At 59.4% G+C, this 12896-nt stretch carries 10 protein-coding genes and 1 pseudogene; 7 read left to right on the forward strand and 4 right to left on the reverse strand.

Annotation, left to right across the window (positions count from 1 at the left end):
- Nucleotides 1-31 precede the first annotated feature (31 nt).
- The 3 genes from AC6I1V_RS05205 to mraZ all read right to left on the reverse strand — a co-directional run bounded on the left by AC6I1V_RS05205 (nt 32) and on the right by mraZ (nt 1959).
- Nucleotides 32-337 (reverse strand): hypothetical protein, encoded by a 306-nt coding sequence (locus tag AC6I1V_RS05205; RefSeq protein WP_302552810.1) that lies wholly within the window; start codon nt 335-337, stop codon nt 32-34.
- Entirely contained in the window at nt 334-1419 is a 1086-nt protein-coding gene (gene rsmH / locus AC6I1V_RS05210; RefSeq protein WP_486853786.1) for a 16S rRNA (cytosine(1402)-N(4))-methyltransferase RsmH, read from the reverse strand. The genes AC6I1V_RS05205 and rsmH overlap by 4 nt, the downstream gene beginning before the upstream one ends.
- 90 nt (nt 1420-1509) lie before the next feature.
- Nucleotides 1510-1959, reverse strand: a complete 450-nt coding sequence (mraZ, locus tag AC6I1V_RS05215; protein WP_302552808.1) for a division/cell wall cluster transcriptional repressor MraZ — start codon at nt 1957-1959, stop codon at nt 1510-1512.
- 1179 nt (nt 1960-3138) lie between these two features.
- Between mraZ and AC6I1V_RS05220 the strand changes: the two are divergent.
- The 6 genes and pseudogenes from AC6I1V_RS05220 to AC6I1V_RS05245 all read left to right on the forward strand — a co-directional run.
- Nucleotides 3139-3300: pseudogene (locus AC6I1V_RS05220) on the forward strand (DUF711 family protein); the annotation flags it as partial.
- Nucleotides 3301-3515: 215 nt separating this feature from the next.
- On the forward strand, nt 3516-4781 hold the full coding sequence (locus AC6I1V_RS05225) for a bifunctional folylpolyglutamate synthase/dihydrofolate synthase (RefSeq protein ID WP_486853787.1): 1266 nt from the start codon (nt 3516-3518) through the stop codon (nt 4779-4781).
- 387 nt (nt 4782-5168) lie between these two features.
- Nucleotides 5169-5438 carry a hypothetical protein gene (locus AC6I1V_RS05230; RefSeq protein ID WP_486853788.1) on the forward strand — a complete coding sequence of 90 codons (270 nt, stop codon included), beginning with the start codon at nt 5169-5171 and terminating at the stop codon, nt 5436-5438.
- Nucleotides 5435-6841, forward strand: coding sequence for an L-seryl-tRNA(Sec) selenium transferase (gene selA / locus AC6I1V_RS05235; protein ID WP_486853789.1), 1407 nt, complete (start codon nt 5435-5437; stop codon nt 6839-6841). Before AC6I1V_RS05230 ends, selA begins: the two co-directional genes overlap by 4 nt.
- 116 nt (nt 6842-6957) lie before the next feature.
- Nucleotides 6958-8346: an aminopeptidase gene (locus AC6I1V_RS05240; RefSeq protein WP_308772040.1), complete on the forward strand. Its 1389-nt coding sequence runs from the start codon at nt 6958-6960 to the stop codon at nt 8344-8346.
- Between the two features lie 648 nt (nt 8347-8994).
- On the forward strand, nt 8995-10692 hold the full coding sequence (locus AC6I1V_RS05245; RefSeq protein WP_479859520.1) for a lipopolysaccharide biosynthesis protein: 1698 nt from the start codon (nt 8995-8997) through the stop codon (nt 10690-10692).
- A 595-nt stretch (nt 10693-11287) separates the two neighbouring features.
- Here AC6I1V_RS05245 and AC6I1V_RS05250 read toward each other — a convergent pair.
- A complete protein-coding gene (locus AC6I1V_RS05250) occupies nt 11288-11902 on the reverse strand; it encodes a D-glycero-alpha-D-manno-heptose-1,7-bisphosphate 7-phosphatase (protein WP_486853790.1) in 615 nt (204 codons plus the stop codon).
- Nucleotides 11903-12143: 241 nt separating this feature from the next.
- Here AC6I1V_RS05250 and AC6I1V_RS05255 point away from each other — a divergent pair, with 241 nt between their 5' ends.
- Nucleotides 12144-12887 carry a basic amino acid ABC transporter substrate-binding protein gene (locus AC6I1V_RS05255; protein ID WP_302554616.1) on the forward strand — a complete coding sequence of 248 codons (744 nt, stop codon included), beginning with the start codon at nt 12144-12146 and terminating at the stop codon, nt 12885-12887.
- The last annotated feature ends 9 nt before the right edge of the window (nt 12888-12896 follow it).

Consider the following 12896-nt stretch of genomic DNA (forward strand, 5'->3'; position numbering starts at 1 on the left):
AAACCTGACCCCTGGCCCGCCCGTGCGGAGGCTACTGTACCCCGGCTTCAGGCCCCGGATCGGGCATCCGCCGGATCTGGCCGGGCTTGGCCTCGCTCATGCCGAGCTGGATGGCTTTACGGCGCAGTACATGCGGAGCCAGCAGCCTGTCCCGTTCCACTTCAAGTTTGGTTTTGAGGACGGCGCGCTGTTCCACCTCGTTCCTGAGCTGGCGGATGGAATACGCCTTATCCGTGCGCTCAATGCTGAGCCACACCAACGCGAGCCCCATGAGCAGGCTCAGCAGCAGCGACAGGATGAAGGCCAGCAGCCAGCCGCTTGACGACATCTGGCTCATGCCCGTCCCCGCCCTTCACGCCCATGCCGGGCCATGCGCGCGGCGCGCTTGGCTTCATACCGCAGGCGCGCGGCCTCTTCGCCGGATTCCCCGCTGGGCTGCCGGGCATGCGGATCCAGCTTTTCCGCCACGCGCAGCTTGGCGCTGCCCGCGCGGGGGTTCAGCATCTTTTCCCGTTCGGAAGGGCAAATGGGCTTCGGGGTCACAAGCAGGGCTTCCGGCATATGATGGCACACGCACACGGGGATGTGCTTGGGGCAGATGCAGCCCTGCGTCCACGCTTTCATGCGGTGCTTGACCACCCTGTCCTCCAGCGAATGGAAGGAAATGACCGCCACGCGGCCGCCCGGCTTCAACCGTCCGAGGATGGCGTCGAGGAACCGTTCCAGTTCGCCGATCTCGTCGTTGACCGCCATGCGCAGCGCCTGAAACGTGCGCGTCGCGGGGTGGTTCCGGGCCTTGGCCCGCCATGCCGCCGGATAAGCGCGCTCCACAAGGGCCGCCAGTTCCCCGGTGGTTTCGATGGGCTTGCGCACCCGCGCCTCCACGATGGCCCGCGCAATGCGCCCGGCCTGCGGATCCTCGCCGTAACGCTCAATGATCTCCTTCAATTCCTCGGCCTTGGCCCGGTTCACAAGGCGGCTCACCGGCAGCTCGCCGGAATCACGATCCATACGCATGTCGAGGGGGCCATCGGAACTGAAGCTGAAACCGCGCTCCGCCGAGTCGATCTGCAGCGAGGAAACGCCGATATCAATGAGCGCCCCGTCGACGGCATCCCAGCCGATCCCGTCCAGCGCCGCTTCAAACCCGCTGTAGCGGGTATGCACGAGATGGACGCGATCCCCGAACGGGGCCAAACGGATACGCGCAAGCTCAAGAGCCTGCGTATCCCTGTCCAGGCCGCACAGAAAGCCCTCGCCGCCCGTGCGCTCCATGATGGCAAAGGAATGCCCGCCCATGCCGACCGTGCCGTCGAGATAGCGCCCTCCCGCTTTGGGGGCCAGCGCATCCACCGCTTCGTTCAGCAATACGGAAATGTGTACGGATTCGGGAGAAGGCATGGAGGTATCGGAATTCATTGCTTCGTTTCGTCCTGCTGCAAAAGCATGGCCGTCCCTGCGGCCGGCGTGTTCCGGCTGCACGTCATACAACAGCGTGTCCGGGGATTCTTAAAAAGAGAAGTCGATGCCGCTTTCAGCCAGCTCATCGGCCACATCGTCAAAATCCTGTGAGAGCAGCGCCTTGAACCGGGCCTGATCCCATATTTCAAACTTGTCGCCCTGTCCGACCACGACGGCGTCGTGTCCGAGCCCGGCATATTCCATATGCGCGCGGGAAAGGCGTATCCTGCCTTGCGCGTCAAAGGACTGATCCTCCGCACCGCCGAGCACCAGACGACGAAAGTCCCTGATTTTCCTCGAACTGTTCCGAAGACGCCCAAAACGCTCCTCCAGTTCGTTCCAGAGGGGGCCGGGATACCCGACAAGGCAGCCGTCGTATGTCGTCAGCACAAACGTACCGTCCGCCGAAGCCGCCGCCAGCGCATCCCGAAACTCCGGGGGGAGCATCAGACGGCCTTTGGCATCAAGGCTCCTATAGGACTGTCCGCGAAACAACATACCCGGCCTCCGGGCCCCTTTTGTCAGGATACTCCACTTTTTCCCACTTTCCCCCACTTTGTCGTCCATTCCACCCACCTTGTCAAGAGGGTGACAAATGTATAAAACCATATGTAATTATTTATTATACAAAATATTTTACCTGTTACGGAAACAGGCCCGGCTTCCGGCGCGGGACTTTCTCATTCCCACCGTGGGCCCAAAACGCCGCCTCCCCGTCCGGCACACGCCGGGCCGATTGCATGCGCGTCCTCCCCGCGCCGCTTGCTGTGGCCCATATCAGAAATTGTCAATAGTCTTAGTGTAAATACCTCCCTGCGCCGCCTGCTGTGGCCCATCATGATGCGGCACGGGCCGACTCGCACACGGGATGAAACTGCCCCGGACAAGCGGCCTTTTAGAGATCAGGGCCGACTCGCAGGATGATACTGCCGCCGCCATCAGCCCTTCCCTGTGCAGCACGGGGCGAGCTTTTCCGATCTTTAAAAGAAAAGAGCTCTGCGCCTGATGCAGGAACGTCCCTGTGCGACGCGGGGCGACCTGAAACGACCGTCGAGCGACCACGGCAGGGGCAAAACCACCCGTACGGCACGGCTGATCAGGGGCGGCGGAATATGGATGAAAAAGCGGGCCCATCCCTACGCGGCACGGGCAGGTTTGGCATCTCAAATGACTCAGGCAAAATGGCCGGCCCATAGGTTGCAGGTGCGGCCTCCGGGCAGGGTTGCAGCGCCCCCAGATGCCTGGCCAACCACATAGAGCCTTTTTTGATTGGCTGTGCCATAGAAAATGGCTGATGCTTTTTCCTTGAAGTTTCAAAGGAATAATCAGCAAGGCTGTGTCATAGAAAATGGTTGATGCTTTTTTCCTTGAAGTTCCACAGGGATAACCGACAAAATGCCTTAGCCCTGTATTCCACCAAGAGGAAAACCGAAGAAAAAGGCTGTATTTTCACCGCACTGTGGAGATGAAACAACCACAAACATAACAGAGCCATCAGCAAAATGCCTTAGGCCGTGTCGTCGTTTTACACGTAACTATTTGAAATCATTTAAAACAATCTTTTATAATCTGAAAAATACTTAAAAAATTTCAACAGATTATATTTAATTGACGACACGACCCATCCGGTGATTCCGTCAAAGGGAAAGCTGGAGAAAAAGGCTGTATTTTCACCGTCCGGTTTCCGAGGGCTCCAGCATTGGGGCGGGCACCCGTTCCGGCGCGCTGTCCCTCGAAAAGCTCGAAGCCATGACCAGCGGATCCGTTGGCCTCGACATGATCGCCATCCCCGGCGGCACGCCCGCCGCCACCATTTCCGGCATCATCGCTGTGGAGATGAAACAACCGGATACTATGACAGAACCTTTTGATCCATAAGTTCGGAAAGTTCCAGAGGATGCCGGGCCAGCCGCATGCGCGGCCTCCCCGCATCTTTTCCTTCCTGAAAAAAGAGGCTAGTTTCTGCCCCATGCCGACGAGACGGGACCGCCCCGCGCCGCGCCGGAGGCACGCCGTCCGGCGCCCATCACCCAACCCACCGCAAAGGCTTGACAATGCGTTTCCATTCTTTCGACGACGTACAAGATCATCTCGACACCCTTGGGCTCTTTCACATGGACTTCGGCCTTGACCGCATGCGGAACGCACTGGACGCGCTCGGGCTGCTTGCGCCCCCGTTCGTGACCGTGCAGATCGTCGGCACCAACGGCAAAGGTTCCACCTCCACCTTCCTGTCGTGCGTCGCCCGTGCGCATGGGCTGAACGTGGGCCTCTATACCTCGCCGCATTTCGTCACCCCGCGCGAGCGCATCCGCATCAACGGGACGATGCTGCCGGCAGACCGCTGGCCCGCGCTGGCCGACCGCGTCATGGAAGCGGCGCCCAACCTGACCTATTTTGAATTCCTCACGGCCCTCGGCCTGCTCGCCTTCGCCGAGGCGGGCGTGGATCTCGTCGTCATGGAGGCGGGGCTTGGCGGGCATTACGATGCGACGACGGCTATGACGGCGCAGGCCGTCTGCTTCACGCCCATCGGCATGGATCACGAAAAAATCCTCGGCCCGACCCTGACGGACATCGCCTCCGACAAGTCGCAGGCCATGCGCCCCGGCGTCCCGGCCTTCACCGCCCCGCAGGAAGCCGAGGCCCTCGCCTGCCTTCTCCGCACCGCACAGGAAAAAGGCTCGGAACTCCACGAAACGGCCTCGCTCCCGTTCCCGCAATCCCCCCTTGGGCTCGATGGGCCGCACCAGCGCACCAATGCCCGGCTGGCCGTCGCCGCATGGGACTGGCTCGCCAATCAGCGGCACTGGCCCAATATGCCCGAAACCGTCGCCAAGGGGCTGGCTTCCGCGCATTTCCCCGGACGGTTCCAGCGCATCCCGGCCGCCAACGGCCTGCCGCCCCTGCTCCTTGACGGCGCGCACAACCCCCACGGCCTGCGCGCGTTTGAAACGGCCATCCGTGACGCGGGCATCCAGCCCGCCGCCGTCATCTTCTCCTGCCTTGCGGACAAGGATGTATCCGACATGCTGCCGTTTATCCGCCGCATCGCCGGGGACGCACCTTTGTTCGTCCCGACGATTCAGGACAACGAACGGGCCATGAACGGCGAAGAGCTCGCAAAGCTCCTTGCCGAAGGTCGCGGGCCAGCCATCACGCAGCCAGCCCAACGCCTGAGCCTCGCCCTAAAGGAAGCGGCCTCCTTCGTTCCCGCCGAAGACGCAGGTAGGCACCCCGTCCTGTTGTGCGGCTCCTTGTATTTGCTCGGCGAGTTCTTTACCCTTCACCCGCAAACGCTGGAACAGGAGCTTGTCTAGAAGGAAGGGGGAAAGGCTTAGGCCGTGTCGTCAATTAGAGATAATCTAAGGTCGCGGGCCAGCCATCACGCAGCCAGCCCAACGCCTGAGCCTCGCCCTGAAAAAAGCGGCCTCCTTCGTTCCCGCCGAAGACGCAGGCAGGCACTCCGTCCTGTTGTGCGGCTCCTTGTATTTGCTCGACGAGTTCTTTACCCTTCACCCGCAAACGCTGGAACAGGAACTTGTCTAGCGGGAAGGGGAAAAGGCTTAGGCCGTGTCGTCAATTTAGATATAATCTGTTGAAATTATTTAATCATTTTTCGAGCCACAACAAATTATTTTCAATAATTTCAAATAGTTACACATAATACAACGACACAACCCAGGCTGCGCCATAGGAAACGGTTGATGCTTGGCTTCTTGAAATTCCAAAGGAATGGCCAACAAAATGCCCCAATCATGGAGCCAATCAGCGGAAAATTGGAGAAAAAGTCTGTATTTTTAGCATACTGTCGAGATAAAACAACCATATGCCATGACAGAGTTCATTTTTATTTCAAACAAATAACGGCACAAGCCTCCATTAGAGAACGCAGCAGCGGAAAACTGAAAAAACGTATTTTCACCGTGCCTGTGGAAATGAACCAACCACATTCCATAATAAACCAAAACATATGAATAATCTCTTTCGTTCCCTGCCTTCGGTCGACGCCTGCCTGAGCGGGCTGGAAAACGCCGCGCCCATGCTGTACGCAACGACGCCCCGCCCATTGCTCCGGTCGCTCACCAACGCCTTTCTGGACGGCTGCCGCAGAGACATCAAGGAAGGACGCCTTACGGATTCCGGGCAGCTCGGCTTGGACGCCCTGCTCCCCCGGCTCGCCGCCTTCGCGGAAAAAGGGGCCGCGCCGCGCTTCCGCCGCGTGCTCAACGCCACCGGGGTCGTCATCCATACCAATATGGGCCGCTCCGTCCTCGCTGACGAGGCCGTGGACGCCATCCTCAAGGCTTGCCGGGGGTACTCCAACCTTGAGCTGAACCTTGCCACAGGGGAACGCGGCAGCCGCTACAGCCACGTTGAGGAACTGCTCTGCACGCTTACGGGAGCCGAGGCCGCCCTTGTGGTCAACAACAACGCCGCCGCCGTGCTGATTACGATGGACGCGCTCTGCTCAGGCGGCGAAGTCGTGGTCGCCAGAGGGCAGCTTGTGGAAATCGGAGGCAGTTTCCGCATCCCTGACGTCATGGAACGCAGCGGGGCCACCCTGCGCGAGGTCGGATGCACCAACCGCGTCCACCCGCAGGACTACGAAAACGCCATCAACGAGCGCACGGTCGCCCTCATGCGCGTCCATACCTCGAACTACCGCATCGTCGGCTTCCATGCGGACGTGCCCGTTGAGGAACTCGCGGACATGGCGCACCGGCACGGCCTCCCGCTCATTGAGGATCTGGGCAGCGGCAGCTTCCTCGACTTCACCGCAGCCGGGCTGCCCGGCGAACCGACCGTACCTTCGGTGGTTGCCGCGGGCGCGGACGTGGTTACCTTCTCCGGAGACAAAGTGCTCGGAGGCCCGCAGGCCGGGATTATCGTGGGCACGAAGGCGATCATCGAAAAAATCAAGCGGAACCCGCTGAACCGGGCACTGCGCATCGACAAGATGACCCTTGCCGCCCTTGAAGCAACCCTACGGCTGTACCTGGACGAACAGCTCGCCCGGAAGCGCATCCCCACGGTCGCGATGATCACCGCAGTACCGGACGAACTCAAGCGCCGGGCCTCGCGTCTGGCTTCCCGGCTCCGCAAGGCGTGCGGGGACAAGGCCGAAATCCGGCTGGTGCGGGGAGAATCCCGCGTCGGCGGCGGATCGTTCCCCGAAAACGCCCTGCCGACCACACTCGTGCGCGTCGCCCCCACGGGATGCACGCCGGAATGCCTCAAGCAACGCCTGCTCGAAACCGTTCCGCCGCTGATCGGACGCCTTGAGGATCATGCCTTCCTGCTCGATCCGCGCACGCTCGCCGACGAGGAACTGCCCATGGCCGCCAATGTTATCGCGGCTGCGCTGAATCAGACATGAGCATAACAGCGGCCTACCCGGACACGGCTTTACAGCAAGGCCCCGGACTCTCCCGCATGGAAAGGGAGAGCCGGAAAACCATATCACGACGCTCCAAACCATAAAGGACAACATACATGAACAACGAATTCGATTTCGAAACCAAAAACGGCTGGACGCACTACGCCGATGCGGCAAGCCAAGAACAGATGGACGCACTGGCCACCCGCTACATGGATTTCCTCTCCCATGCGAAAACCGAACGCGAAACCGTGGATCTCGTGGTTGAAGCGTTGAAGGGTGCCGGTTTTTCCGAAGATTTCACAAAGGATCTCGTGTTCCGCACCTATCGGGGCAAGGCCGTCTTCGTGGCGCGCAAGGGCAAGAAGCCGCTCGCTTCGGGCGTGCGCCTCATCAGCGCCCATACCGACGCCCCGCGCCTTGACTTCAAGCAGCGCCCGCTTCAGGAACAGGTGGGCATCGGGCAGGCCAAGACCCACTACTACGGCGGCATCCGCAAATACCAATGGCTGGCCCGGCCTCTCGCCCTGCACGGCGTGATCGTCAAAGAGGACGGCACGTCCATCAAGGTCGTGCTGGGCGAAGATCCCGGCGATCCGGTGTTCACCATCGCTGACCTGCTGCCGCATCTGGCACAGAAGGAAGTCACCAAGACCGTAGCCGACGCCTTTGATGCGGAAAAGCTCAACGTGATCCTGGGGCACAGCCCGCTGCCTTCCGCTTCCGATACGGACGAAACCGCAAAAGAACAGAAAGATCCGGTTCGGGCGAACATCCTCGCCCTCCTCAACCGCAAATACGGCATCCGGGAAGAAGATCTGATGTCCGCCGAATTGCAGGCCGTGCCCGCAGGCCCGGCGCGCTACGTCGGCCTTGATGCCGCCCTCATCGGCGGCTACGGGCAGGATGACCGCGTTTGCGTGTTCACCGCGCTGTCCGCCTTCTTGGATGCGCAAGCCCCCGAACACGCCAACTGCCTGATCTTCTGGGACAAGGAAGAAATCGGCTCCGAAGGCTCCACAGGCGCGCAAGGCCGTTTTCTTGAGTATTGCATGGAGGATCTCACGGAAGCATGGGAACCGGGAACCAAGGTTCGCGACGTCTTCCAGAACTCCACGGCCGTTTCCGGCGACGTACACGCGGCTACCGACCCCGACTGGCAGGAGCTGCACGAAAAGCTCAACGCCTCGATCATCGGGCACGGCCCCACGTTCTGCAAATTCACCGGTTCGCGCGGCAAATACGGGGCCAACGACGCCCATCCCGAATACATCGGCTGGCTGCGCGGCGTGCTCAATCGGAAAAACATCCCGTGGCAGATGGCCGAACTCGGCAAGGTCGATCACGGCGGGGGCGGCACGGTAGCCCTCTATCTCGCGGCCTACGGCATGGACACCATCGATCTCGGCCCCGCCGTCCTCTCCATGCACAGCCCCTTTGAGCTGCTTTCCAAGGCCGATCTCTATTCCACAAAACTCGCGTATCAGGCCATTTTGGAAGCCTAAGCCCCACCCGTTATGCTTGGGGAAGGGAAACTTTACTAAAGAATGGGGAGGACTTCCCCACATTTCCCTTCCCCTCACCAATCCTAGCCAAACGACTCCTTCCCTTCACGGGTTTTCTGCTTTATCGAACCCCTGTCTGGCGCTTTCCCTTGCCATACAAAACAGTCTGGTTCAGGCTCCCGATTAAGCCATAATAGATGGGCACAAGAGCTATGTCAGGCATTACAGGGATCATGAGTCCAGCTTTATAAGTGGGCAGCGAACGAGTGGGCGCTGAAACGGGGACAGCCACTATTCGCCAGTTCCCAGGCCGTGTCGTCATTTTTACATTTAACTATTTTAAATTATTAAAAATAATTTTTACAACCTGAAATCCGTTAAATAATTTCAATAGAATCTAATTGACGACACGACCCAGCACAGCCGCCCTTTTCCGCTCCATCCCGCCTTGCCCATCCGACAGGGACTCCTGCCGGGCAGCCTCCCCACCAGCCGAAAGTCTTGGGAGAGGGAGGGATGGGGCCCGGGGAAGGGAGGGGGAAGCCTTTCTCCAGAAAGGTTCCCCCTCCCTTCCCCGGTTTTCTTCCCCTAAAAAAATAACACGCCCGGCACACGGCGGAACTCTTTTGCATTTTTAGTAAAAAAGCTATGATGGCGCCTGTCCCGCGACAAAAGGCCGAAAAGGGGCATTGCGCTGCGGACAAAGACAGCGTACGGAGACGCGAAATCCTCTTGCCCCCAAACCGCCCCATGACCGAAGAACGCGAATCAGCCCCCAATCAGACGCCCGGCACGGATCAGGCGACGCACCAGCGGCCTCCGCAGGCTTCGCTGGCGCGCCGTTATATGGGCAAACTGCTGGCAAACATCGCTACCGTCCCCGTCTATCTGATCATGGAGGCGGTGCTCCCGCGCGCCCTTGGGCCGCAGGCCTACGGGAACTTCAATTTCTCCACCAGCGTGTTCACGCAGCTTACCGGCTTTCTGGACATGGGCACGTCCACCTGCTTTTATAACGCCCTGTCCCGCCGCCAATACGAAATGCCGCTCGTCGCCTTTTACGGCCGCGTTTCGGCGCTGGTTTTCCTCATTACCATGCTCGCGGGCGTCTTCCTGCTTGTGCCGGGGCTTGGGGATATGCTTTTGCCCGACGTGCCGCTCTGGTACGCTCCGCTGGCGGCCTTCTACGGCTTCCTGCTGTGGGGGACGCGGGTGGTGCGCTCCATGAACGACGCCCTCGGCCTGACCGTGCCCGGCGAGCTCCTGCGGAGCGGGGTCAACCTGCTTGGGGCCATCATCATTCTGGCGCTGTTCTGGTTCGGTTTCCTGAACGCGGGGAGCCTGTTCGGGCTGCAATACCTGATGATGGGGAGCATCGTGATCGGGTGCCTCGCCATCATGCGGCGCTCATGGGCGCATATCGATCTCAGCCTCACACGCGATCAGCGCCTTTCCTACACACGCGAATTTTCCGACTACAGCATGCCGCTGTTCGTGCAGGCGCTGCTTTCGGCGCTGGCCCTTTCCGCCGAACGCTGGGTGCTCCAGTGGTTCGACGGCAGCACGCAGCAGGGCTATTTCGCACTGTCCCAGCGCGTCAGCGCCGCATGTTTTCTGTTCGTATCCGCCATGACCCCGCTGATCATGCGCGAACTCGCCATTGCATGGGGCAAGGACGACCGCGAGCACATGGGGCATCTCCTGACCCGGTTCGCGCCGCTCCTTTTTGGGATCGCGGCATGGTTCTCCTGCTTCACCGCCGTGGAAGCCTCCGTCCTCGTACATATTTTCGGCGGCGCGGAGTTCGCCGCGGCACTCGTCCCCGTGCAGATCATGGCTCTCTATCCGGCCCATCAAGCCTACGGGCAACTGGCAAGCTCCGTTTTCCATGCCACCGGCAAGACCAAGGTGCTGCGGAACCTTGCCTTCATCGAACACTTCGGGGGGTTCCTCCTCGTATGGCTGCTGGTCGCGCCGCAGGACATGCTCGGCATGGGGCTCGGCGCAACGGGCCTTGCCCTTAAGACCGTGACGACGCAGTTCATCATGGTCAACCTGCTGTTCTGGATGGCCTCGCGGCTCATCCCTCTCAATTTCTTCCGCAACCTGATGCTGCAAGGGCTCATCCTCGGCTCCCTCCTCGGAATCGCATGGGTCTGCAAGCAGGCGACGGGAATCTATTTCGCGGATGACGCTCACCAAATCATACGCTTTTTCCTTTCCGGCATCCTCTATTCCTTCATGTCCCTTGGGCTCGCCGTCACCTGCCCGTGGCTGTTCGGGTGCTCATGGCAGGATTTCCGGGAAATGCTCATCCGGCTGCGCCTGATCAAGAAAAAAGCCTGATCCTGCAACATATCATAATAACCTTCCGCATAGCGGGCGGCTTCCTGTTTCGGCCGCCTCGCGCCATCAACAGGCTGAAACCCACAATAAAAAAAGGGCGTTGCATGGCCATGCAGCGCTCTTTTCAGCTTCCCTATCCTCTGATTCCCTATCCCGCCAGATCCATACATCCGGCAGGTTCCCCTGCCGCGCAGCCTCCCCGCCAGCCTAATGCCTTTGGGGGAGATGGGGGGCGGGAGGTGAAGGGGGAGCTTTTTCAAAGGCTGTGTCATAGTACACGGCTGTTTTATTTCAGCAATATATTGAAATATATGTTTTTTCCCTATTTTTTCCACTGGTGGGCTCTGTGATTGGGGGATTTTATTGGTTATTTCTTTGGAATTTCAAGGAAATAAAGTATCAACCGTTTTCTATGACACAGCCTTTTCAAAAGGCTCTGTTATAGCATGCTGTTGTTTCATCTCCACAGTACGGTGAAAAATAGAGCTTTTTTTCCAGTTTTCCCCTTGGCGGGATCCACGGTTAAGGCATTTTTCCGGTTATCCCTTTGGAGCTTCAAGAAAAAAGCATCAACCATTTTCCAGAACCCAACCTTTCAAAAAAGCCCCTTTTTCCCTCCCCGCTTCTCAATATCCCTCATTATCCACGCCGCAGCGGACTCGAAATCCGCAGCCACGACACGCCGGGGCGCGCCCGGAACCTCGGCGATGCCGGAAACGGGCACGGGATACCCGACCCTCCGGGCATGTTCCGCACCTTTCCCGCTCAATACGAGCAGGCCGGCGGACAGCCCGGCATTGGCGGCGAAGCCCAGATCGTCCAGCTTGTCCCCGATCATGAACGTCGTTTCAGGCAAGAGCCCATGCCGGGCCCGGAGTTCATCGAACATGCCCGGCAAGGGCTTGCGGCAAAGGCAAGACGCTTCCGGCGCGTGCGGGCACCACACGGCATCCGTAAAAACGACGCCGTACGGCTCCAGAAGCTCTTCAAGCCGTTTTTGGCATGCCGCGACAGCCTGTTCCGTGAAATACCCCCGGCCCACGCCGGATTGGTTGGATACCAAGAAAAGACGGTGCCCTGCCCGAACCAGACGCGACAACGCCGGGCCGACGCCGGGCAACAGGACGACGCCGGACGGCTCCGAAAGGTAATGCTTATCCTCAATGAGCGTGCCGTCCCGATCAAGGAGCACCGCGCAAGAAACCGGCATGAAAAATCCTCCGTAAAAAATGATGGGGCAATGACGTAAAACAACGCGGGAATGTTGCGGAAATCAAGCCTCCAGAACCCGCGGTTCCGCGATTCGGTTCTTGACACGCTGTGCATCTTCCTGCAAAAGAGGACGCTTAGAATATGGAGGATGGGGACGGCGCGCAAGGGAAAGATGGCGCGTTTTTCCTCATGCGGTTTGCCGCCGTGGAACATTTGCAATATCTGGAGGAGCTGTCGGTATGATCCGTCTTTTCAGCGCGACCCTGTTGTCCCTGCTCTTGTGCGCTTCTCTGGCCAATGCCGCCGAAAAACCCCTCATCGTGGCTTCCGATGCGACGTGGCCTCCCATTGAAATGCTTGATGAGAACAAGAACGTGGTCGGGTATTCCATCGACTACCTGAAGGCCGTCGCCAAGGAAGCGGGCCTGAACGTCGAATTCCGCAACACCGCGTGGGACGGCATTTTCGCCGCCTTGGAATCCCGTCAGGCCGACATCATCGCCTCTTCCGTGACCATTACCGACAAGCGCAAAAAAGCGATGGGCTTTTCCGATCCTTATTGCGAAATCCGCCAAGCCGTTGTGGTTCCCGCCAATTCGGATCTCAAGAGCCTGAAGGAGCTGGACGGCAAGAAGGTCGGCGGGCAGATCGGCACTACCGGCCTTGTGGAGACCCTGCCCAAGGCCAAGTCAAAGGCCATCGTCAAGACGTATGACGAAGTGGGCCTTGCCCTCGAAGACCTCGCCAAGGGCAACATCGAAGCGGTGATCTGCGATGATCCCGTCGCCAAGTTCTACGCCAACAAAAAGCAGGAATACACGGGCAAGCTCAAGGTTGCCTTCATCACTGAGGATGTGGAATACTACGGGTTCGCCGTCCGCAAGTCGGACACGGATCTCGTGAAGAAGCTCAACGAAGGCATCAAGGCCGTGAAGGAAAAGGGTATCGACAAGCAGGTCGTCGAGAAGTGGATCGGCAAATAAGCGCCGGAT

The organism is Bilophila sp. T19-St14, from assembly GCF_059728385.1.

Bases quoted from the DNA above. Each gene is read 5' to 3' on its own strand.
- AC6I1V_RS05205 (WP_302552810.1), bottom strand. From the start codon at position 337: ATGAGCCAGATGTCGTCAAGCGGCTGGCTGCTGGCCTTCATCCTGTCG.
- rsmH (WP_486853786.1), bottom strand. From the start codon at position 1,419: ATGAATTCCGATACCTCCATGCCTTCTCCCGAATCCGTACACATTTCC.
- mraZ (WP_302552808.1), bottom strand. From the start codon at position 1,959: ATGTTGTTTCGCGGACAGTCCTATAGGAGCCTTGATGCCAAAGGCCGT.
- AC6I1V_RS05225 (WP_486853787.1), top strand. From the start codon at position 3,516: ATGCGTTTCCATTCTTTCGACGACGTACAAGATCATCTCGACACCCTT.
- AC6I1V_RS05230 (WP_486853788.1), top strand. From the start codon at position 5,169: ATGCTTGGCTTCTTGAAATTCCAAAGGAATGGCCAACAAAATGCCCCA.
- selA (WP_486853789.1), top strand. From the start codon at position 5,435: ATGAATAATCTCTTTCGTTCCCTGCCTTCGGTCGACGCCTGCCTGAGC.
- AC6I1V_RS05240 (WP_308772040.1), top strand. From the start codon at position 6,958: ATGAACAACGAATTCGATTTCGAAACCAAAAACGGCTGGACGCACTAC.
- AC6I1V_RS05245 (WP_479859520.1), top strand. From the start codon at position 8,995: ATGATGGCGCCTGTCCCGCGACAAAAGGCCGAAAAGGGGCATTGCGCT.
- AC6I1V_RS05250 (WP_486853790.1), bottom strand. From the start codon at position 11,902: ATGCCGGTTTCTTGCGCGGTGCTCCTTGATCGGGACGGCACGCTCATT.
- AC6I1V_RS05255 (WP_302554616.1), top strand. From the start codon at position 12,144: ATGATCCGTCTTTTCAGCGCGACCCTGTTGTCCCTGCTCTTGTGCGCT.